The organism is Leptospira venezuelensis (genome assembly GCF_002150035.1).
Taxonomy (GTDB): Bacteria; Spirochaetota; Leptospiria; order Leptospirales; family Leptospiraceae; genus Leptospira_B; species Leptospira_B venezuelensis.
This window is the reverse complement of the sequence record NZ_NETS01000010.1, coordinates 110,905-131,139: the sequence shown is the minus strand read 5'-3', so window position 1 is coordinate 131,139 and position 20,235 is coordinate 110,905. Positions and strand designations below refer to the sequence as shown.

General features: G+C 37.2%; 22 protein-coding genes. 14 read left to right on the top strand and 8 right to left on the bottom strand.

Features of this window, described 5'->3' with window-relative positions:
* The first annotated feature begins 23 nt into the window (after nucleotides 1-23).
* From B1C82_RS07755 to B1C82_RS07735, 5 genes are all read left to right on the top strand, one after another.
* Nucleotides 24-350, top strand: coding sequence for a type II toxin-antitoxin system Phd/YefM family antitoxin (locus B1C82_RS07755; RefSeq protein ID WP_234008239.1), 327 nt, complete (start codon nucleotides 24-26; stop codon nucleotides 348-350).
* Nucleotides 351-788, top strand: coding sequence for a PIN domain-containing protein (locus tag B1C82_RS07750; RefSeq protein ID WP_086447046.1), 438 nt, complete (start codon nucleotides 351-353; stop codon nucleotides 786-788).
* A gap of 58 nt (nucleotides 789-846) precedes the next feature.
* Nucleotides 847-1,701 (top strand): AraC family transcriptional regulator, encoded by an 855-nt coding sequence (locus B1C82_RS07745; RefSeq protein ID WP_234008238.1) that lies wholly within the window; start codon nucleotides 847-849, stop codon nucleotides 1,699-1,701.
* 54 nt (nucleotides 1,702-1,755) lie between these two features.
* On the top strand, nucleotides 1,756-2,910 hold the full coding sequence (gene chrA / locus B1C82_RS07740) for a chromate efflux transporter (RefSeq protein WP_086447044.1): 1,155 nt from the start codon (nucleotides 1,756-1,758) through the stop codon (nucleotides 2,908-2,910).
* 65 nt (nucleotides 2,911-2,975) lie between these two features.
* Nucleotides 2,976-3,308, top strand: coding sequence for a metal-sulfur cluster assembly factor (locus B1C82_RS07735; protein ID WP_086447043.1), 333 nt, complete (start codon nucleotides 2,976-2,978; stop codon nucleotides 3,306-3,308).
* Here the strand turns inward: B1C82_RS07735 and B1C82_RS07730 are convergent.
* The 5 genes from B1C82_RS07730 to B1C82_RS07710 are packed head-to-tail and all read right to left on the bottom strand — an operon-like array spanning nucleotide 3,305 to nucleotide 6,473.
* Nucleotides 3,305-3,976, bottom strand: a complete 672-nt coding sequence (locus tag B1C82_RS07730; protein WP_086447042.1) for an ATP-binding cassette domain-containing protein — start codon at nucleotides 3,974-3,976, stop codon at nucleotides 3,305-3,307. The genes B1C82_RS07735 and B1C82_RS07730 overlap by 4 nt on opposite strands.
* Entirely contained in the window at nucleotides 3,976-4,740 is a 765-nt protein-coding gene (gene modA / locus B1C82_RS07725) for a molybdate ABC transporter substrate-binding protein (RefSeq protein ID WP_086447041.1), read from the bottom strand. Before modA ends, B1C82_RS07730 begins: the two co-directional genes overlap by 1 nt.
* 15 nt (nucleotides 4,741-4,755) lie before the next feature.
* On the bottom strand, nucleotides 4,756-5,436 hold the full coding sequence (modB, locus tag B1C82_RS07720) for a molybdate ABC transporter permease subunit (RefSeq protein WP_086447040.1): 681 nt from the start codon (nucleotides 5,434-5,436) through the stop codon (nucleotides 4,756-4,758).
* Between the two features lie 9 nt (nucleotides 5,437-5,445).
* Entirely contained in the window at nucleotides 5,446-6,018 is a 573-nt protein-coding gene (locus B1C82_RS07715) for a hypothetical protein (RefSeq protein WP_086447039.1), read from the bottom strand.
* On the bottom strand, nucleotides 6,015-6,473 hold the full coding sequence (locus B1C82_RS07710; RefSeq protein ID WP_086447038.1) for a RidA family protein: 459 nt from the start codon (nucleotides 6,471-6,473) through the stop codon (nucleotides 6,015-6,017). The genes B1C82_RS07715 and B1C82_RS07710 overlap by 4 nt, the downstream gene beginning before the upstream one ends.
* Before the next feature lie 137 nt (nucleotides 6,474-6,610).
* On the opposite strand from B1C82_RS07710, the gene B1C82_RS07705 reads away from it, so the two are divergent.
* From B1C82_RS07705 to B1C82_RS07685, 5 genes are all read left to right on the top strand, one after another.
* Nucleotides 6,611-7,411, top strand: a complete 801-nt coding sequence (locus tag B1C82_RS07705; protein ID WP_086447037.1) for a class I SAM-dependent methyltransferase — start codon at nucleotides 6,611-6,613, stop codon at nucleotides 7,409-7,411.
* Complete coding sequence (locus B1C82_RS07700; RefSeq protein WP_086447036.1) at nucleotides 7,408-9,078, top strand: DEAD/DEAH box helicase; 1,671 nt, start codon at nucleotides 7,408-7,410, stop codon at nucleotides 9,076-9,078. Before B1C82_RS07705 ends, B1C82_RS07700 begins: the two co-directional genes overlap by 4 nt.
* Nucleotides 9,045-10,136 carry an N-acetylmuramoyl-L-alanine amidase family protein gene (locus B1C82_RS07695; RefSeq protein WP_086447035.1) on the top strand — a complete coding sequence of 364 codons (1,092 nt, stop codon included), beginning with the start codon at nucleotides 9,045-9,047 and terminating at the stop codon, nucleotides 10,134-10,136. Before B1C82_RS07700 ends, B1C82_RS07695 begins: the two co-directional genes overlap by 34 nt.
* Nucleotides 10,117-10,878 carry an LIC_10740 family protein gene (locus B1C82_RS07690; RefSeq protein WP_086447034.1) on the top strand — a complete coding sequence of 254 codons (762 nt, stop codon included), beginning with the start codon at nucleotides 10,117-10,119 and terminating at the stop codon, nucleotides 10,876-10,878. Before B1C82_RS07695 ends, B1C82_RS07690 begins: the two co-directional genes overlap by 20 nt.
* Nucleotides 10,879-11,036: 158 nt before the next feature.
* Nucleotides 11,037-12,290 carry a hypothetical protein gene (locus tag B1C82_RS07685; RefSeq protein WP_086447033.1) on the top strand — a complete coding sequence of 418 codons (1,254 nt, stop codon included), beginning with the start codon at nucleotides 11,037-11,039 and terminating at the stop codon, nucleotides 12,288-12,290.
* A gap of 54 nt (nucleotides 12,291-12,344) precedes the next feature.
* Here B1C82_RS07685 and B1C82_RS07680 read toward each other — a convergent pair whose 3' ends face one another.
* Both B1C82_RS07680 and B1C82_RS07675 read right to left on the bottom strand, forming a co-directional pair.
* Nucleotides 12,345-13,133, bottom strand: a complete 789-nt coding sequence (locus B1C82_RS07680; protein ID WP_086447032.1) for an enoyl-CoA hydratase/isomerase family protein — start codon at nucleotides 13,131-13,133, stop codon at nucleotides 12,345-12,347.
* A complete protein-coding gene (locus B1C82_RS07675) occupies nucleotides 13,133-13,660 on the bottom strand; it encodes a hypothetical protein (protein WP_086447031.1) in 528 nt (175 codons plus the stop codon). Before B1C82_RS07675 ends, B1C82_RS07680 begins: the two co-directional genes overlap by 1 nt.
* A gap of 176 nt (nucleotides 13,661-13,836) precedes the next feature.
* Between B1C82_RS07675 and B1C82_RS07670 the strand changes: the two genes are divergently transcribed.
* Nucleotides 13,837-15,114 carry a PilZ domain-containing protein gene (locus tag B1C82_RS07670; protein ID WP_086447030.1) on the top strand — a complete coding sequence of 426 codons (1,278 nt, stop codon included), beginning with the start codon at nucleotides 13,837-13,839 and terminating at the stop codon, nucleotides 15,112-15,114.
* Here B1C82_RS07670 and B1C82_RS20810 read toward each other — a convergent pair.
* Entirely contained in the window at nucleotides 15,067-16,404 is a 1,338-nt protein-coding gene (locus tag B1C82_RS20810; protein ID WP_411550313.1) for a transposase, read from the bottom strand. The two genes, B1C82_RS07670 and B1C82_RS20810, sit on opposite strands and share 48 nt — an antisense overlap.
* Nucleotides 16,405-16,494: 90 nt before the next feature.
* On the opposite strand from B1C82_RS20810, the gene B1C82_RS07660 reads away from it, so the two are divergent.
* The 3 genes from B1C82_RS07660 to B1C82_RS07650 all read left to right on the top strand — a co-directional run bounded on the left by B1C82_RS07660 (nucleotide 16,495) and on the right by B1C82_RS07650 (nucleotide 19,930).
* Entirely contained in the window at nucleotides 16,495-17,058 is a 564-nt protein-coding gene (locus B1C82_RS07660; RefSeq protein WP_086447028.1) for a hypothetical protein, read from the top strand.
* Nucleotides 17,006-17,905 (top strand): hypothetical protein, encoded by a 900-nt coding sequence (locus B1C82_RS07655; protein ID WP_158666936.1) that lies wholly within the window; start codon nucleotides 17,006-17,008, stop codon nucleotides 17,903-17,905. Before B1C82_RS07660 ends, B1C82_RS07655 begins: the two co-directional genes overlap by 53 nt.
* Before the next feature lie 441 nt (nucleotides 17,906-18,346).
* Nucleotides 18,347-19,930 carry a hypothetical protein gene (locus B1C82_RS07650; RefSeq protein ID WP_086447026.1) on the top strand — a complete coding sequence of 528 codons (1,584 nt, stop codon included), beginning with the start codon at nucleotides 18,347-18,349 and terminating at the stop codon, nucleotides 19,928-19,930.
* Nucleotides 19,931-20,235: the final 305 nt, after the last annotated feature.

Here is a 20,235-nt window from a genome sequence, read left to right as displayed (position 1 = left end):
TTTGCCTAAAATGGGTTGACGAAGTGGCCCTGGTAGCTACAATTTTAGGTATGAGAGCGGTCGGGATTAAAGATCTTAAAAATAATCTAAGTAGTTTTCTAGATTTTGTACGTGGTGGGGAGACTGTCCTAATTTTGGACAGAAATCATCCTATTGCAGAGATCAAAAAATTCGACGAAAAATCAGATCTCACTAAACGGTATCTGGAAGAAGCAGTGACTTCTAATTCTATTACCCCTGCTAAAAATCCAAAAGGAATCAATATTCCAAAGTCCTTATTATTAAATGCTGGAACCAAAACAAAAGTCTCTGCAGCTTGGAAGGAGGCTTACAGAGAGGACAGGGATTAAATGGTCTTATATATCGATACTAGTCTTCTATTAAATATTCTTTATGCAGAAGCCGGTTACGAAGACCATTTGGATTATTTCAACAAATCTAATCTCAAGTTCGCTTCTATCTTGCTTGAGATAGAAAGTTTCAGAAGTTTATATTTCACCTATTCTAAAGAAGGCAAACATCTGCCTAAAAATTGGTTTAAAGACGCGGAAGGTTTTCTGGGAGAATTTATTTCTCAAATCAATTTAAAAAATCTAGATGATGATATTCGAACAGAGATTCGCAAGAACAAAGAAGTTTTAGAACTTAAATCCTTGGATGCTGCTCACTTGGCCACTGCATTGCATATCAGAAAGTCAATCTCGGACGATTTGATCCTATGTTCTATGGATGAAAAATTCAGATCAGTGGCTAAAAAACTTGGTTTTAAATTATATCCAAAAAAGTAAAAAAAATTTTCAAATCGCAAGAACTATCAAGCACGAGTAAAAGTTTAAGCTTAGGATATTGGAAACAGTACCAAGGACTGCAATGGATTTTGTTCAAAAGGCTCTCTGGTTTATCGAAGGTCATTCTAAAGAGGATATCTCTTTAGAAGATGTAGCTAAAAATGCAGGGGTTTCTCCCTTTCATTTGACACGCACTTTCTCTTTGACCATGGGAATTTCTTTGATGAGATATCTGAGAGGGCGACGCCTAAGCGAGGCAGCTAAAACTTTGGCGGAAAAAGAAGCTAATATTTTAGATCTTGCTTTGGATATAGGTTACGGATCTCATGAAGCATTTACTAGAGCTTTCAGAGATCAGTTTTCTATCACTCCAGAACAAGTAAAAGCTCAGGGTCATCTTGGTAATGTGAACTTAGTGGAGGCTATCACCTTGAACGCAGAACCAATTCCTAAAATCGATCCACCCAGATTTGAAACGATCCCGCCTAGAATATTTGCAGGTATCGTGCAACATTACGATTGTCAAATGCCAGCGGGAATTCCAAATCAATGGCAAATTTTCGGAGCCTATCTCGGAAATATTCCTTCTCAAGTCGGAGATGCTGCTTACGGAGTTTGTTACAATTTCGATGCAGAAGGTAATTTCGATTATATGTGCGGAGTAGAAGTTTCCAATTCTTCCGGATTACCTAAAGAGTTTCAGGTTTTAAAGATTCCTGCTCAAAAGTATGCGGTGTTCACTCATAAGGGTCATATCGCTGGGATCAGAGCTACATTTGCTGCAGCAGGCAAATGGTTTCCTGAATCCGGAGTTAAACCTTTTGAAGGTGCAAACTTAGAAAGATATGGTAAAGAATTCAATCCAGTCACAGGGATGGGTGGATTAGAAATTTGGATCCCGATAGAGGATTAAATTTTCCGAAAGGTCTTGCGGAGTCGACACGCAGGACCTAAATAGTGTTTTCGGATGAAAGAAGTATTTTTCACTTTTTTAAAGCTTGGTCTGATCTCTTTCGGCGGACCCACTGCGCACTTAGCATACTTCTATCAAGAATTTGTAATTCGAAAAAAATGGATCTCAGAAGAAGTTTATAAAGAATTATTAGCGATCTGCCAATTTCTCCCAGGTCCTGCAAGCAGCCAGCTTGGAATATGTATTGGTACTCTTCGTTCGGGCTGGAAAGCAGGATGTATCGCTTGGATTGGATTCACTCTTCCTTCTATCTTATTGATGGTTGGTTTTGGAATTTTACTAAAATCAAATATAATTCCCGATCTGAAATGGGTTCACGGTTTAAAATTGGTCGCTGCTTCAGTTGTAGCGCATGCAATTTTGACCATGTGGAAAAATTCTAAAAATCATCCTTATAAAATCTATATAGTTCTCGGCTCTGCAATTATTACCTTAGTGTTTTCAGGTGCATTTACTCAGTTAATTGTAATTTTACTTGGAGCTGGGATCGGATTCTTTTTATTTAAAGAAGAGTCTGACCTTCCAGATGTTTCTGTTTCCTTCTCTATTCCGAAAAAGATCGCATTTGGGGCATTAGGATTTTTTTTCCTTCTTCTTTTCTTATTACCTTTATTAAGATCATTCTCCGGTTTGTTACCTTTAGCGATCTCTGATTCATTTTATAGATCAGGTGCATTGGTCTTTGGTGGAGGACATGTTGTACTTCCTTTATTGGAAAACGAAGTGGTAAGGCAAGGTTGGATAGGAAAAGAAGAATTTTTAGCAGGTTATGGGGCCGCTCAAGCGATGCCTGGTCCATTGTTTACATTTGCTTCTTATTTAGGCTATATGATCTCCGGTTTGAGTGGAGCAGTTCTATCAACCGTGTTTATATTTCTTCCTTCTTTTCTTTTGGTGTTCGGGTTTTTTCCTCTTTGGGAAAAGATCCGAAAATATCCTAAGATGAGGACTGTGATAGATGCGATCCAGTTCTCTGCTTTGGGGATTTTATTGTCCGCGTTCTATACTCCAGTATTCACTTCTTCTGTTTATTCAATTTATGATCTTTTTGTATTTGGCTCATTGTTCGCTTTAATGGTTTTTCTAAAAGTTCCAAACTGGTTGATCTTGATCATTGGCTTAAGTTCTCCATTCTTAAATCCGTTCTGATGGAAAAGAAAATCTACCTTAAAATTCTTTACACGAAGTCGCTGTTCAGATAGACTAATTGTTAGATGCAATTATTAGAACAACCAACTCAAGAGATCGAAAAAAGGGTCTATGCTGAGATCCATCGGGTAGAAGATCCTGAAATAGGGATTTCCGTAGCTGAGTTAGGTCTGATCTATAAGATCCAGGTAGAAGGTGATAAGGCTAGGATCGAAATGACTTATACTTCTATGGCTTGTCCCGCCGGTCCTCAAATGAAAAAGGATATTGAAGACAACGCGCTTAGAGTAGAAGGTATTAACTCTGTAGATGTGGAAATTGTTTGGACCCCCAAATGGGATCCTCGAGCAATGGCTTCTGAAGAAGCTAAAATGGATCTTGGAATTTTCGATTATTAAGAACGATTACTGATTATCTTTCCGTCTTCCATATAAAGAGCAGAAGTCCCAAAATATTCCAAGTCTTTCGGATCGTGCGAGATCAAAAGTATTGGCATACTGATCTTCTTCCTCAAACTTTTTAATTCTTCTCTCATTTTCTGTCTTAGATCCGTATGAAGTGCTGCAAATGGTTCATCTAAAAGTAAAATTTTAGGGTCTCTTGCAAGCGCTCTTGCTATAGCCGCTCTTTGCTTTTGTCCTCCCGAAAGATGTTTCGGGTAACTTTCAGAAGTTTCCTGTATCTCGAATAAATTCATTAGATATGAAACTTTTTCTTTGTCTTTTTTATTCGTAATACGAAAGAATCTATTTAAGCTGAATTCAATATTCTTTCTGACTGTAAGATGAGGAAATAATCCATAACTCTGAGGAACATACCCTAGGTTTCTTTTTTGTGGTAGAATATATTTTTTGGAAGAAGAATCAAAATAGACTGTGTTTGCAAAAGAAATCCTTCCAGAATCAGGCTTTAATAGACCAGCTAATGCGCGTAATGTAAGACTTTTTCCTGCCCCGGAAGGGCCGTATAATACCTGAAATTCTCCTGAAAAATCAAACTGAACATCCAGCTCGAATTTTCGATTTCCATCGGACAGTTTTTTTCGGATATCTACGAATAATGACATTAAGGAAGTATAAACTTATATTTTAGAAATGTTTCTTTGGCTTCCTGAGATTTTTTTAGGAATTCCAAGAAAGACTTTGCTTCTTCTGAATTTTTGGTTCCGGTTACTAAAATTCCAGGATATAAAATTGGTTTGTGTCCGCTTAAGATAAGTGCAATTTTAACTTTAGATTCTGCGATTGCTGCGTCTGTGACGTAAACAAATCCAGCTTCCACTTCTTCTCTTCCTACATAATCCAAAACTTGCCTGACATTTTCAGCAGGAATAAATTTTTCTTTTAAGGAATTATTAAGATTGTTCTTAGTAAGAACCTCTTCTGCGTATTTTCCTGCAGGAACAGAGTTCGGATTCCCGATAGCAATCTTTTTGATCTCTGGGAGTTGTAGATCTTCTAACTTTTTGATCTTTAATTCGCTCGTTTTAGGCTGGATTAGAACTAATGTGTTTTTTAGTAAGATCGTTTTTGTAGGAGATTCTAAAACTTCTGCTTTGATCCCTTTATCCACTATGTCTTGATCTGCCGAGATGAAAACATCCACAGGGGCGCCTTTTTCGATCTGTTGGTATAAACTTCCCGAAGATCCGAAATTGAATACTGCTTTGATCCCGGTCTTTTGTTTGAATGTTGTTCCAAGTTCTTTTAATACATCGGTCAAACTAGATGCGGCTGAGATCGTAATCTCTTTTTCCTTTTCTTGGGCATAAGATGAAGGTTGGATAAGCAGAAGTAGAACAGGAAGTACGATATGTAATCTTTTTATCATTCGTTTAATAATTCCTTACCAATGAGATTTTTTAAGTAAGATCCCGGAAACTGTCAATACCAATACGCAAGTAATTGATGCCACGAACACAAGTATCAACGAGAACTCATCTTTGCCTGATTGAACTGAATCGTAAATTGCAAGCGCGATCGTTTGTGTCTTTTCAGGAATATTTCCTGCGATCATTAATGTGGCACCAAATTCTCCCATTCCTCTCGCATAGGCCATCATAGATCCTGCTAAAATTCCTCTCCAAGAGAGTGGGAGTAATACCATTAAAAAAGTTTCCCATTTGGACTTTCCTAAGGTGAGGGCGATCTCTTCGTATTCTGGATCCAAATCTTCGAAGGCCGCTTTTGCGGATCTATAGACCAAAGGGAAAGAAACGATTGTAGAAGCTAAAACTGCTCCATGCAAATTGAATAATATAGAATATTGGAATTGTTCGGCAAGAAAATGGCCTAGTAATCCTTTTTTACCGAATATCACCAATAGATAATATCCTAGCACTGTAGGAGGGAGAACCATCGGCAAGGTTAAGACTGCATCCACGAATGCCCTGCCAAAAAATCTAAGTTTGGACATCCAGTAGGCGAAAAATATTCCGAGTAAGGCAGCAAAGAATGTAGAAAAAAAAGTTACCTTAAGTGTGAGGTATAGAGGAGATCTGATGGAGTCCCAATTGAAAGTATCCATCAGGTTAAGTTAAAGTTTAGAATTCCATAATGTTAGGGAGGAAATTGTAGTTAACGCCCAAAGTGAACAGAATGCGTAAAAGTTGAAATTATAATAATAATCCTGGTCTCTAATAAAACTTACGAAGAATACATCAGGCAATAATATCCCGAGAAGTAGTAGTATGCCTGAGAATCCTTGGAGTAGAACGATTGTTTTTCCAATCCACTCACTTCTCCAGAAACCACCAAAGAAGAATGTCAAAAAGCAAAGTATGATGAAAAATATATTAGAAGCAGTTCTTACGTTCACTTCTTCTAAACCACTGCGACTAGGCTCTATTCCAAAAAAGCTGCCCAGTTTGGAAATGAGATCCTGCCCGGATTCAACACCTAAATTGATAGAGTAATTGATCCAACTTCCTAGGCTAAAGAATAATTGAAGTAATGCTAATACGAAGATTAACTTTTCCTTCCCACTTTTCTCGGAATAGAATTCTATAAATCTTCCTAAAAGTTGGGAAAGAAATCTTTTCCATCCGTTTAAAACAACAGATGTTGCAGGAAGGGCCAGGCTTAGATCTCTGAGAAGGTTTTTGATCATCCTAAAGAAACCGTCATTTCTACTTCTACTGGAGCACCTAATGGAAGAGCGGAATTTCCTACTGCAAAACGAGCATGACGTCCTGCTTCTCCAAAAATACTTAAAAGTAGATTGGATGCGTGATTTGCGACTAGATGTTGTTCAACGAAATCAGGGCTGGAAGAAACGAATACTCCGATCTTTACAATACTTTTGATCTTATCCAAATCCCCGATCACACCTGCAATTGCAGCAAGCCCATTTAGCGCAGCTTGTTCTGTGGCAGCTTTCACATCGTCAATCGAGAGTCCTGCTCCTAGAGTTCCTGTAAGCATGAGCTTACCATCTTTCAAAGGTAATTGGCCGGAGGTGAATACGAGATTTCCTGTTTGTATGGCAGGTATATAAGCTGCAATCGCCTTAGGCGCAGGTGGGAGTTCCAACCCAAGGGATTTGATTTTTTCGAGTATGCTCATTCTAAGAGGGTGTCCTTTTCCCGTTTCTCTTCTATTCCTGGATGGTTTCTCCTTTTTTCAAGCACGTATTTCGTTCCAGGCCCGGGGATTTTCCTTTACGTAGGGAAGACTTTGTGACAAGCTTCTTGTAGGCAAGCATGTCCTCAATACTTGAATTGGAACCTCATCCAGATTATCCGGAAGCCTATATGGTATGCCGTCGCACGGGGGTCCATTTCTATAAATTGGCAAAGGAAAGGGATTACGAAGATTCCTATTTTCAGGAAGAATACAAGAATCAGTACAAAAAGACCTACTATGAGGATGAACCTCAGCTTAGAAATTTAGCCAAGGCGCGTTTAGAAATGATGAGCGCATTCCAAGATCCGAAAGGTAAAACTCTTTTCGAAATAGGATCTGCCGCTGGCTTCTTCTTATCCGAAGCGGAGAAGAAGGGATACAAAGTTAAAGGTCTGGAGCTTTCTTCCACAGAAGCGGAGTATTCCAAAGATAAATTAGGTTTGGATGTTGTTTCCGGTTCTTTCTTGGATGATTCCATTTTTCCCCAAGAAACTTTCGATGCGGTCTGTGCGTTTTTTGTAATAGAACATTTTCCGAATGCGGAACTTGTTTTTGAGAGGATTAATAAATTGTTAAAGCCGGGTGGGCTATTATTCTTAGGTCTTCCTTCATTGAATGGACCTTCTTTTCAAACCAATCCTGAAGAATGGTTTCGCACTCATCCGTCGGACCATTTTTGGGATTACTCACCCGATTCTCTTAAAAAAATGTTGAAAATGTACGGTCTCGTCACGGTATATAAGAAACCAATGTCATACCACCCTAGTAGAGATAAGGGATGGAAAGGCAAATACCTGACACATCGGCTCTTTGTTCGCTTCGCAAACCTCTCCTGCTACGCCGACACATTCCACTCAATCGCGATTAAAAAAATATGAAATTCGAAGAATTAAATCTAGAGCCTAACCTGCAAAAAGCAATCCAAGAAGCAGGATTTACCGAGCTCACTCCTATACAAGAAAAAGCAATCCCGCCCGGAATAGAAGGTAGGGATGTTACCGGTTTAGCACAAACAGGAACCGGTAAAACTGTGGCATTCTTGGTGCCAACCATTCACTCCATCTTGACAAGAGGAATACAAGGGGTCAGTACTTTGATCCTTGCTCCTACTAGAGAGTTAGTGATCCAAATTTCGGAAGAAGCCGAAAAGTTACTGAAACATACAGACTATAGAGTTGTCCCAATTATCGGTGGAACAGATTACAAAGTTCAGAATAGAGATCTGAACGGACTGAATGGTCTTATCGTTGCAACTCCAGGAAGATTGATCGATCTAGCAAGAAGCGGAAGCGCCGATCTAGAAAAGGTCGAGTTTTTCATTTTGGATGAAGCAGATCGTATGTTGGACATGGGTTTCATCTACGATATACGTTGGCTTCTTCATAAATGTAAGAACAGAAAGCAAACATTACTTTTCTCCGCAACTCTTTCGGTCGAAGTTATGCGCCTTGCATATCGTTTTATGAACGAGCCTGTGGAGATACAGATCAATCCTGATAAACTGATCACTGAAAGAATAGATCAGAAACTGGTTCACTTGGGAAGAGAGGAGAAGTTACCTTATATGGTGAACTCCATTCTTGCCGAAGAATTGGAAGGACAAGGAATTATATTCACAAATTTTAAAGCGAATATTCCTAAAATAGTCTATTCTCTCAGAAAATATGGAATTCCTATCACTGGGATTTCTTCTGACTTAGATCAGAAAAAAAGACTTAGACTGATGAGGGATTTTAAATCCGGAAAATTCAAGTTCATGGTAGCGACTGATGTCGCAAGCCGTGGTATCGATGTGGAAAACATCGAAGTAGTTTTCAATTTCGATCTTCCTCAGGATACGGAAAATTATGTGCATAGGATTGGAAGAACTGCAAGAGCTGGAAGAGTAGGTAAATCCATTAGCTTCTGCTCTGAATCCGATTATGTTGAATTGGAAAAGATAGAAAAATATCTGAAACAAAAGATTGATGTTCTACCTGTTCACGAAGAAGCACTTACATTCCCTGCCGGTGAGTTCCAAGTTTTTGTAGGCGGAGATGCATTCGATAATGCTCCTGTCGAAAGAAATGGAAATAGAAACCAAGGAAGAGACAGAGGCCCTAAAAAACAAAGAGGCGATTTCCAACGTAACGGTAACGGCGGGAATCAAAGAGGCGAGAAGAACTGGAATAAAGAATCTGGAGATCGCAAAAAAGATTTCAACAAAGATTCGAGACCGGGTAAGCAGAGCGGAGGTCATAAAAAAAGACCGGAAGCTGCTATCCAAGAGGCCCAAGAGTTTTTACAAAAAGCGGACAGTGTATTCGGTTCCAATGGTGCTCGTAAAGATAGAAACCAGAAAAACCAGAACCAGAAGAAAGGAAAACAACGTTCCGATTTCCAAAAACAACCTTCTCACAATCATCAAAATCATGAGAATAAAAAACAAAAATCGAATTACGATAAGAGCAAGCGTAACTTATTCGATATAAACGATTCTAAAAGATCTTCTGATAAGAAGAAGGGTTCAATTTGGACAAGGATCAAATCCTTCTTTGGGGGTTAGGATTCTTTCTACTCTTTAGCGCACCTGTTTTTGCCGAGTCCAGGATACAAACCATCGGCAAGAACGGATACGTGTCCTTCGAAGAGATCCATAAAAAGATCCCAGGACTACAATCCAAATTCGAGTCAACTACGTTAGTTGGCTCTATCTCTCACGCTTCCGGCGAGATCCGATTTCGGATCGGAGCTTCCTTTTATGCAATCAATGGTAGTTTGGAAAAAACAAATTTACCTGTTGTATACAAAGACAAGGACTTTCTACTTCCTCCCGATCTTGTAGAAGCAATATTTGTTCGTTTATTGCCGGGGGACGTAAGTTACGAATTTAAAGAAGACGAACTCATATTCGATCTATTACCTAAAGCGGAAAGATTAAAACTTTCTGCCATCATAGTGGATGCAGGGCATGGAGGAAAAGATCCGGGGACTTCTTCCGATAAAGGGACCCAGGAAAAATTGGTTTCTCTTCAGGTGGCCCGCTTCTTGAAAAAATTTCTGAATAAGGTTTATCCCGAAGTTCGAGTAATCCTGACCAGGTCCAATGATTCATTTATAGAATTGGAGAGAAGGTCTGAGATCGCAAATAAAGAGGTCCAAAAGGGCGGATCTGTCTTATTCGTAAGTTTGCATTGTAATGCCTCTATTTCATCCGATGTAAATGGTTTCGAAGTATATTATTTATCCCAGACACCAAGCACAGAAACAGCTAGAGAAGTGTCCTTATTCGAAAATGGGATTTCTGGGAAGAAAGGTGGGACCTCCTACGGGAAAATCCAGGCTGGAATGATGTCCTCCATGATCCAAAGAAGAAGCCGTCTTCTTGCCAGAAGTGTTGAATCCGAGATGAAAAAAAACCTTGGTCCAAAGATATTGTCTAGAGGAGTGAAGAAAGCGGACTTTTCCGTGCTAAGGGGAAGTTTGATGCCTGCAATCCTAGTTGAAATGGGTTACCTCACCCATAATAAAGAATCAGAGGTATTGGCTGATAAAACTCACCAAGTGAAATTGGCCAAAAGTATATTAGAAGGTGTGAGAGCGTATGAACTTGCAAAAGATTAAGGAAATTTGGAATCGCTTCCTCACTCATTTGGATACCTTTTATACCTGGGTTTTCGAATTGGCGACCAGAGCCGCCGATTCTAAAGAATCCAAAAGGATCTTATTCTTAACTTATTCCTGGATAATTGTTTTATTATTCCTAACTGGTTTTATCCTCGCTGGAAAAAATCCATTAAAGCTGCTTGTTCCATTTACATTATACGATCTACCGAACTTCGATCCTAGAAAAGAAATCGTAATATATGGTTCGGACGGAGAAGGTCAGGTATTCCCTGTAAAAAGAAAAGTACTCTTAACTGGAGAAGACTTTCGACATGATGTTTTGACCTTAGTAGGCGAAGCAGGAGAATCCAGTTATTTCGATCCTACTGTGCCGAATGCTTCTGCACAATATAGAAATTTGAAAAAACTTCCTAACTTACAAGACTCGGTGATCTCTATCTGGAAAAGAGGAGATGTATTGATCTTGGATTTGAGAAAGTCCACATTGGAAAGTTTACTTTCGGATATGAAATTCCGGATCGATTATACGTATGCAAGTCAGATGACAGAAGAGCAAAAATCTGCAGAGATAGAACGAAAAAAATTGGGTTTATTATCTTCCGCATTCTTAGCCACTGAAAAAACCTTATTCGAAAACTATCCTGATCTAAATCGGATCGAATACAAGTTAGGCGGAGAAGTGGGAGATCTGTCCGGTTTAAGCTATTTGCTATCTTCTTCCCATACTAGACAGCCTTAAGAGCCTGTCGGCTCTTGAAGCCCGAAACTTTGTATAATTCTATTGCCTAAGTTTTACGACGGACTATAAGATTTATCCCTGTATTTGGGAGTTTCTCTCTAAATTAACTGGATGAAAGGGTTGTTTTGACCCTTTTTAAAGCCGATAGTATTAAGGATATGTCCGGATCCAAACGTACAACCTTAGTCGTTTTCATTCTTTTGATCGCTGGGGTCATATTATCTGCAGCTCCGGACCTGCAAAATTCTCCCGATGTAACAAACATTAACGATTTCCGCACAGATCGTGTTGCATTTCATTATATTCAATTGGTAGATAAGGAAGGTAAGGCCCTTCCGGAAAGAAATCTTAATCGAGATACTTCGGAATCCACGTTACTCATCATTGATAGAGGGCAACTTACTCTTCTGAAGGACGGATTTGATGATCCAGCCCAAGTGAAGGAAAAGGAAAAGGACTACTTAAATAAAATTTATAAATTCACCAGACTCAAAGATCTGGAACAGGAATATTATAAATTACCTGAATCAGAAAGAACCAAACCTTCTTCTAAAACAGAACCAAGCCAGGCGGAAACAGGCAAAGCGAATGCACCTACGGGAACTTCTGCAGAGCCAGAAGAGAAAAATAAAGAGTTCGATCTTCTATTAAAATATGATGATGAACTTTTGAAGTCATATGCAGCAGAGAAGGTAGCATATGCGGAATATTCAAGAACTGAACGTATTTATGGAAAAGATTCTCCAAAGACAAGTTCGCTCAGAGCTAGATTCGAAGAGTTGAAGTCAAAAACCCAAGAGAGGAAAAAATTCTTATTAGGTTTTTTGCATAATACTTCTGTAGATTCCAATCCGTATCCTGGTGATCGAAAAGAACAAGTATTCTATATGAATCATTCTAACGGACTCCCGGACTTTTATCTACATTCTACCACCCCAAGAGAGGTAGACGGTCTTATGAAAGGAGAAGAAGAAGTAGGTAAAAAATACGGACAACTTTTCAAAACTGCAGTGGATCGACTGATCGATTCTCAGATCGATAAATTGTATTATTATATTTGGAACCGGGACATGACGAATACTCGGATCAAAGTGGATCGTTTTTTAAAAGGTAAAAAGGTCACAGTAGTTACCGGAGATTCTACAGTTTACACTATGATAGATAAGGAAGGAGATGGGATCACCGAATCCTTCTTTGTGGACTCGCCTGGTTTAAAATTTTCTTGGGGTAAAGAAGTCCCAAATATTATCTCCATCTCCAATTGTACGGATCAAACGATCTTAGCTAAGATCAAAGCACTCGGAGATGATGTATCTTCTGGAAGAATTCCTAAAAAGGTAGATAAACTGGATTTAGCTATTCCAGAAGAACAGATACTTATGGAATTAAAACCATTATTAAAGAATTTATAATCCGGTCCTAAGACCAAGATTATAAAATACACTCACTAAGAGCGGGTCAACTTATTAGCGCCCTTTAAATACTGGCTTTCTTTTTTCTGCAATAGATTTGATAGTTTCTCTAAAATCCTGAGAAAGGAAGTTTAGAGCCTGAGATTCTGCTTCTTTGCGCAAAGCAGCATTTAATTTTTCACGATCATATATATTCTTCTTTAATTCGCTAAGTGCCATAGGAGCACTCTCGCTCAGAGAAATTGCAATCTCAGTAGCTCTTTGTAAAACTTCTCCTTTTGGAACTGAATCATAACAGATCCCTAAAGAAAGAGCTTCTTTGCCGCTTACAGTTTCTGCTAAGAATAAGAGGCGATTTGCGGTTTCCATTCCGAATAATTCTTTTGCAAGATAGCTGGATCCCATTCCTGGATGGATTCCTAATTTTACAAAATTGAATTGGTATTTTCCTTCATCAGCAAAAACTCTTAAGTCGCAAGCAAGAGTGATGGAAAGACCTGCACCGATTGCGTGGCCATTTGCTGCACAGATCACAGGAACATTTAGATCTCTAACGCTTAAGAACAAATTATAAAATTCGAACATTTCTTTTTTGTTTTGTTCGAAAGACTTCTCTGCAAAAGATTTTAATAATTCGAAATTTCCACCTGCAGAGAATATATCATTCTTGCCGGTAATTACAACCGCTCTAGGTGGATTCTTTTTTAGGTTTTCAATATGAGCTTTAAACTCCAGACCCATGGGAACGGTCATGGAGTTCTTGGTCTCTGGGTTGTTCAGATAGAGAATTTCTATTCTAGATTCGGAAGAAAGTTCTACTGTTTCTGAATCAACTAATGCCATTAAACAGCTTCCTGTTTTAATTCAAAACTTTCATACCAAACTCTATCAGAAACAGAAAGAGGTCTTTCTCCGATTCCCATTTGGTCATAATAATCTAAAAGAATTTCTAAATGAACATTCTCTTCATCTTCTAATGTCCAGAAGGAGCTATCGATGGACTTAGAAACAAGGGCTTGGCCTCTTACGGAGTCTACAAAATAATCAGGTTTATCTGAGAATATGAGATGAGCAGAGATAAGATCAAAACGAATAGTGTCCACGATCTTGGAAAATTCAGAATCGGCTTTGTCAAAATAACGGGAGGCAATCTCAGTCTGGAAATAATCACCCCAAGTAAGGATGTCCGGCTCAACTCCAGTGCGCTCTTTGATTTCTTGGAGTTTTTCTTCTTCCAAAAACGGTTTGGAAGCGAATTTATCTACAAGTTCTCTAAGTGAAATCAAATTGAGGATTTTATTCGCGGAAAGTTGTCCACGACGCATCATATCGAAAAGTTCTGGATTCAGTTCGGACTTATTCTCTGCCATGATTTATTTTTCGGCAGAAGGATAAAAATCCCCCGAACAATTTCCTTCCGGAAAATACTTGTATATGTCTCATTTAAGAAAAAAAGAAGAATGCACCGATTTCCGAATGATCGCACTGGATTCCTAAAGTCCCGAAGTCGAAAATAAAGATACGGGAGAATTTTACCTGGATTGCCATGGCTGTAGGACGATCGGATACACTTCAGGAGCTAATTACTATTTTAGAAACGATGTTTGGAGAAACGATCATCGGTTCGGATATAAATCTAGTAAAACATCTATTCTATAGTTTAAAAGCCGACCAACGAGAATTCCCATTCGATTATGAAGGGGAGAAGCTTACATCCGTCGTAGAGGAAGTTAGTGAAGATACTCTCGTTCTATACGTTCCCTATCTCCAGCCAAAAGGGATATTAAGAGCAAAGATCAGTTTCGAAATTCTGAATATACTTTACCAATTCGAAGTAGTCCTTCTTGATTTTTGGGAAGACCATGTTCGAGTTAAAATCCCTTCCGAATTACAAGCTGCTGCATTTCGTAAAAACCTAAGGGTCGCAGTAGACGATCTTTTTATGAATTACGTAATCCTCTATCGTTCCTTGAGCGGTGGTGAAAGGGAGCTAGGAAAAAATCTAAGTGTAGAACAAAGATTTTTTCATTTGATGAAAGAGATCAAAAAGGATAATCCAAGCCTAAAATTGATCAACTTAATGGTTACTGAATATATTCTGGGGATCTCAAAAGATTACGAGATCGTATTTTTCGGACCTGGAAAAGACGGAGGATTTTTCGGTGACTTCATTAAAAAGTATAATCGTTCTGTATATATTCCGGATTGTTCCTTAATTAAAAGTTATATAGGTGAAGATAAGGATCCATACCTGGATAATTTTAGAGATGAATACTTAAGTTTGATCCAAACTCGAGGACAAGCAAAAGGGGATGAGTTCTTTAGAGAGCTTCAAAAAGAAGAAGTTCGTAACTTCTTAATTTCATACATAGTTACTCCGATCCGTTTATTCAACGATCCGATCGGTTATATAAGGGTATTCTCTACTGCGATGGATAAATTCTCTATTGTACAACAGCAAGCATTGTATATAGAAGAATTAGGAGACATTCTTACTTACGCTTTGACAAAGGTGTATATACGTCAGGAAAACTTTAGGAATGAAGAAGCAGTAACTCGCATTTTAGATATAAGTATGAACGGTCTTCTGTTCGAAATAGAAGATCAGAGAACTTTTAATTATTTAAAACAACATAATATTATTAAAATGTTTATCCCTATCTCTGAGAGAAATTTGGTTCTCAGAGGGGAGGTGGTCCGATTCTTAGAGATAGGAAACGGAAAGTACCAATTAGGTGTAAACTTTTTCGATTCGAATCCGGATGATATGGTTTTCTTACAGCATTATATTTTCAGTAAGAAGATGCGGATCTTGTTTGAGTAGAGATCTTTTCCTTCGAATCGCAACCGCTCCGTTCCCGGGCGTTTTCCTTCTCGAAGAAAAGGCATCCTCACTCATACAAGATCCTTCACCTTCTCCTACTAAAATATCCAACCCAAACACATTAGCATTCTTAATGAAGCTAAACTCATTCAGATATAACTGAGAGTATTCCGGCTTGATGTAACCGTAAGAAGCAAAAGCAGTTTTTAGAACTCTATGATTGCCTTCTGCTACTTGGTTGTGGACTCCATTCTTACTCCAACGATTGCGAGCAAATCTGAACCTATTGTCCTTTGATCTCGCAGAATGATTTACGGACCTGTGGTTTCTATATACTCCCCAAAGCCACGGATAGCCTTGGTCTGTAAAAAGTGGAGTGCTGGTTGGGAGATGCTCTTTAATTAAAGGTCCTAATGTTTCTGCTTTCTGATTTGGGACTGAAGTAAAGAATACAGGTCCTTGTTTCACTGCTATAGTCTGGACTAGGGTTCCAATCTTTTTTCCTCCTAGTTTCTCTGAAAGGTAGATAGAAGATGTTTGCCCTCTGTGGCTGTAACGTTTCCTACCTTGGCTTGCTCTCTCACCTGCTGAATACAATACAGCAGTGTCTACGCATATGTAGGGCCTGTTTCTCATCTTAGAGGATATATCTTTATTTTCATTAGGAGGAAGAAGGAAGTCCTTGAAGTTATCTTCTAAAGCATTGAACGTGAGTTGCTTATACTTTGGGTTTTGATCAGAGGCGAATAGTTGAAATCTTCTCTTGAGTAAGCTTGCTGCATTATATCCTATTCTCAATTTCTTACTTAGTTCTGTTGCTGTTACTACCTTTGGGTATTGGATTAATGATTCATAAAGGACGAATCCGAACATCCATATTGGTAGTTTGAAATGATGAAGGGGAGTGTAACTTAGTCTTGATGTTAGATATCTACATTGTGGGCATCTAATTAAGTCGGGCCGAGTTGATATCTCTTTGTCTAAGATTCTACTATTACACTCAGGAGTAGGACACTTCTTTGGGTAGAAGTCATTGAGGATTTTCTTAGTTATGTTTGTGAAGTAGGGTGTGTTGATTGCTGGGTTGTAATGTTTGGGTAAGGTTGATTTAAATGGGAAAGTTGTTATATTCTTATTTTTTGATACAGTGGGCGCGGTTCGGATTTGAGGGAAAGGAGGTCCTCGGTTTGGATTACGAGTATTAAATATTCCGAATTCGTTCCAAGGTCGAGTAGGAGTGAAGGATTGTTTAGGGTGGTCGATTTTGGTGTATTTTAAAGCAGTTTGCATGGTTTACGTTTTTGTTATTTTTAAGGAACTAAAACGTTAGACAGGATTAAAAGAAAAGTAAAAAATAGAATATAGCTAAGGAAAAGTTCTATGGATCTAACAAACGAATATTACCAAATAGAGACAGAAACCAGGGATTTAAAATTTTGGAAAAGAAGAGATGGTCTTTCTGAAGAAACAAAAAATATAATAAAAAATGCAAATTTAATGATTGTCCCTTGGGATTTTAAACGCGAATTAGCACAGTCCTCCTTTCCAGTAAAAACTGAAGAGATTTTTCAATTTTTTAAACAGAATGCAGAAGGCAATGTAGAGGTTGATATTAGCGAAAATGAATCAGACTATAGAGAATTGGCCCTTCATGGAGATATTGTCTGGCTAGGTACTTTCGTTGTTAGTAGCATTATAGTTCCAGTTTTTGTGAATATATTAAATAAATATTTAGAAAAAAGGATAATTAATAATACAAATCCTATAATTCAAATAAATGTTATTATTGATCCCGAGGGAAAAGCGGATCAGTTACCGAAGAAGTTTTCCTATAAAAAACCCTATATAGAATTAGAAAATTACAGAAAAGACTTAGTTTTATATTCGAAATATGGAAGCTTGGAGAAGAAGGCAGAGAAAGGCGGTTTCAATGAAATTGTCTGATATAGAAGAATTTTTGAAAACAGTTTCTTCAGGTTTATTTGAAAAATTAAAGGATAAAAAACATCTATTAGAACAATACTTAATTAAAGAGAAAAAAGCCGCTATCGAGTTGGGAAATGAGGAGCAATCGAATTATGTTTGGTGTATTGAAAGAGTCTTAGAAATATACAATACCTATTTAGAAGCTTTTCAGTTATTAAAAGAGGAAAAATTCTATGATGCATGGGTTTTGCTTGAGCAATTAGAATTAGAAATAGATTTTCTTACACCGCATTTTGGTTCTAAAATGACAGAATATAAAATTGAAAAAATATCAAGAATAGTAAAGCAATATCAATCCCTTTATCCATATAAAATATTTTTTAGTCCTGAAATATTGGAAATTCAGAAAAGATGTAATATTTGTAATGGGATTGTTTCTATTAGGACCCCATGTGGTCATGAAGTTGGCCAATTATATAATGGAGAAATGTGTATTAGAATAATTGAAGATGCAAAGATGCTTGGAATTTCCGTTGTTGAAGAACCTGTTCAGAAATATTCAGTTCCATTTTTAGTTGATCCGGACACAAATCAAAGAGTTGATCAGTATGACTATTCACTGGTAAAATGGGTAGTTGAGAGGTTACAATTTCCGTTCGACAATTGGCAAACTAAGTGGTCCAAAATAAGACATCCGCACACATTTTTCAAAGATAGAAAGTCTGGAGATGCTTGTCCATGCGGGTCTAAAAAGTCTTACTATTTATGCTGTCTTAGAAAGAAAGGTGTTTTGAGACCACATTGCGACTTCTTTTTCGAAAATCCCGATCCAGATAAACCGTTAAGCCTTGAATTTCATTATTGAGTAAGTGGAAAAAATAACGGAATAGATACGAAAGTTTCTTTTTTTTCTATAGAATCATCGATAATATTACTTCATAAAATCAAACAGCTTACTTGATCTAATTTTATTAAAATTCGTAGAAATCAGAAACTTTAATTCCAAGCCGAAAGGTTACTCAAATCAAAGTGTGGACGGCTGCATTGGAATTTCCTATATGCTCGTAGAGGTAAACATATAAATACCGTCTTCCAGGCCTTTATCTATTCGGATTTCTTTGAATCGCTTTCCTAATTTCTTTCGAAAATTCTTGGTACGCCATTCGAAATTTAACGGATTATTAATAATCTGAATCAATTTAACAGCATTATAATATATCGAAACATTTTAAAATGAATAATAAATTAATCCTCACTATATCTTATTGAGTTGCTTCAGTTTTAGGTTAGACAATACTCTTTTGAAATGAAAGAACAAGAATTTATTACGAGCATATATTTCAAATTTCTTCGCTCAATTGGGGTTAAAATAGAAAAGGAAAAATTAGATATAGTTAGAAATGTTATTCAGCCACAATCTGATATTCCATTATGCTTAACCGGAATTTGCTACGAAATAGCATTAGTTGAGCCAGGGAAATATTATAATCGAAACGTTGCTGATGAAATAAATACGAAATTTAAAACAATATATGATGCAGATAGCGATTTGTTTTTGAAAGGTATGGCGCCCTCCTTTTCGTATTTTTATAATGCTTTAAAGTCATATGATTACGTTTTAGAATTATATAATGAATTTACCGAATCTGCATTTGATAACTATTTTAAAACAAACGTTTATAGAATACCATCGTTTCTAAGAATTTCTGAAGATGTTTTGATGAATCTTTACAGATTTGTTAGAGAGATTTATCAGCAATACACCGTAAAGAATTATTCTTCTCAAGATACTCTAGGACAAATTATATCTGTTTTGGAGAGTATCGGGTATTCTGAATTTACTAACGTTGATACAGATTTTCGTAATGCTTTAAGTCACGGGAAAGCGTTTAATCATGGAAATAGTGTATCTTATAAATATAAGAAAGACGGTCAAGAATATCCGGAAAGTATAAATATATGGGACTTTGACCGAAAAATTAATGAATTACTTGATATTGCTTCTGCAGGAATCGTTGGTATTTTCCGATTCTTGTCTTCTCACGTTGAGTTACTTACAAATCTTTTATCAATTACTGATTACGAAGTTAAAGACATTCTCATTAAAATACAATTTAGAAGCTCAGACTTTAGGATTATGGATATTCAAAGGATCGGAGGTGATAAACAAATAAATGCTCTTTGTACTATAAAATCAAAAGATAGAACTAGTCTTCTTATCTCCATATATTATACTGCAATTATCCTATATTTAAATTACCCAGATTTTCATTCCTATTTTGTTTCTTATGATCATCCAAGGAGCCTCGGAGGATACATTCGATTTAAAAAAGACGAAATTTTAAAATTTGTCGAAGATGAACTTTCTGGAAATGTACCACAATTGACAAGTCAACATGAGATAAATGTATATGATCTAAAGGCGGAAGTTAAAAGTGAAAGAGAATACAAATATTTTCAATTTCCTAAAGTCGAAGGAATCGGTTGGTATTTGAAATACATCGAAGATATCAGTATTGAATCGCACAAAAGAATTAAGTCAATACTCATTGTCCGCGAAGGAAATTTCGAGAAAGGAATGGTAAGGTCAATTATTGTCGAGTGTATTGAAAAATTGAAACGAATATATACACCGGAGAATCCTAAGTTTGTTTGTCCCCACGGTGACACGGAAACAGATGCTATATTTATACATACTTTCAAAGAGTCACAAGTTAGAGAAACTTATAGTCTTTTTAATACAAATCCAAACTTCCTATGTATTGCTAATTATTATCGAAATGAATCTGTTTCGCGCTTGGTACATGGCGGAATTATGGAAAGTCTTTGGAAGGAGTATTCTCGGGAATTTATTGACTCAATAGAATTGGGTTGGAATTCTAATTTTTAATTGATAGAAGAATATTATCCTTTTGGAAACTCACTAAATATTGTTAAGAGGAAAAGCGATTCAGAAGCATTGAACTTACTGTCCGTATTTTTTCATGATTGATAAAGAATGATTATTTACTTAGACCAAAATAAATGGATAGATTTGGCGAGGGTTATGGTTGGTAACCCTAAAGGAAGTGAATTCCGGGAAGTTTATGAGAAAATAGAAGGAAAGGTTAAATCTGGAGATTGGAAATTTCCATTATCGAGTATTCATTATATGGAAATATTAGCAAATATTCAAGTTAGTTATTGTCTGGTCTG

Bases quoted from the DNA above. Each gene is read 5' to 3' on its own strand.
- B1C82_RS07670 (WP_086447030.1), top strand. From the start codon at position 13,837: ATGGCTGTAGGACGATCGGATACACTTCAGGAGCTAATTACTATTTTA.
- B1C82_RS07715 (WP_086447039.1), bottom strand. From the start codon at position 6,018: ATGATCAAAAACCTTCTCAGAGATCTAAGCCTGGCCCTTCCTGCAACA.
- B1C82_RS07660 (WP_086447028.1), top strand. From the start codon at position 16,495: ATGGATCTAACAAACGAATATTACCAAATAGAGACAGAAACCAGGGAT.
- B1C82_RS07750 (WP_086447046.1), top strand. From the start codon at position 351: ATGGTCTTATATATCGATACTAGTCTTCTATTAAATATTCTTTATGCA.
- modA (WP_086447041.1), bottom strand. From the start codon at position 4,740: ATGATAAAAAGATTACATATCGTACTTCCTGTTCTACTTCTGCTTATC.
- B1C82_RS20810 (WP_411550313.1), bottom strand. From the start codon at position 16,404: ATGCAAACTGCTTTAAAATACACCAAAATCGACCACCCTAAACAATCC.
- B1C82_RS07650 (WP_086447026.1), top strand. From the start codon at position 18,347: ATGAAAGAACAAGAATTTATTACGAGCATATATTTCAAATTTCTTCGC.
- B1C82_RS07675 (WP_086447031.1), bottom strand. From the start codon at position 13,660: ATGGCAGAGAATAAGTCCGAACTGAATCCAGAACTTTTCGATATGATG.
- B1C82_RS07655 (WP_158666936.1), top strand. From the start codon at position 17,006: ATGGAAGCTTGGAGAAGAAGGCAGAGAAAGGCGGTTTCAATGAAATTG.
- B1C82_RS07705 (WP_086447037.1), top strand. From the start codon at position 6,611: ATGTCCTCAATACTTGAATTGGAACCTCATCCAGATTATCCGGAAGCC.
- B1C82_RS07680 (WP_086447032.1), bottom strand. From the start codon at position 13,133: ATGGCATTAGTTGATTCAGAAACAGTAGAACTTTCTTCCGAATCTAGA.
- B1C82_RS07710 (WP_086447038.1), bottom strand. From the start codon at position 6,473: ATGAGCATACTCGAAAAAATCAAATCCCTTGGGTTGGAACTCCCACCT.
- B1C82_RS07730 (WP_086447042.1), bottom strand. From the start codon at position 3,976: ATGTCATTATTCGTAGATATCCGAAAAAAACTGTCCGATGGAAATCGA.
- B1C82_RS07685 (WP_086447033.1), top strand. From the start codon at position 11,037: ATGTCCGGATCCAAACGTACAACCTTAGTCGTTTTCATTCTTTTGATC.
- B1C82_RS07735 (WP_086447043.1), top strand. From the start codon at position 2,976: ATGCAATTATTAGAACAACCAACTCAAGAGATCGAAAAAAGGGTCTAT.
- modB (WP_086447040.1), bottom strand. From the start codon at position 5,436: ATGGATACTTTCAATTGGGACTCCATCAGATCTCCTCTATACCTCACA.
- chrA (WP_086447044.1), top strand. From the start codon at position 1,756: ATGAAAGAAGTATTTTTCACTTTTTTAAAGCTTGGTCTGATCTCTTTC.
- B1C82_RS07690 (WP_086447034.1), top strand. From the start codon at position 10,117: ATGAACTTGCAAAAGATTAAGGAAATTTGGAATCGCTTCCTCACTCAT.
- B1C82_RS07700 (WP_086447036.1), top strand. From the start codon at position 7,408: ATGAAATTCGAAGAATTAAATCTAGAGCCTAACCTGCAAAAAGCAATC.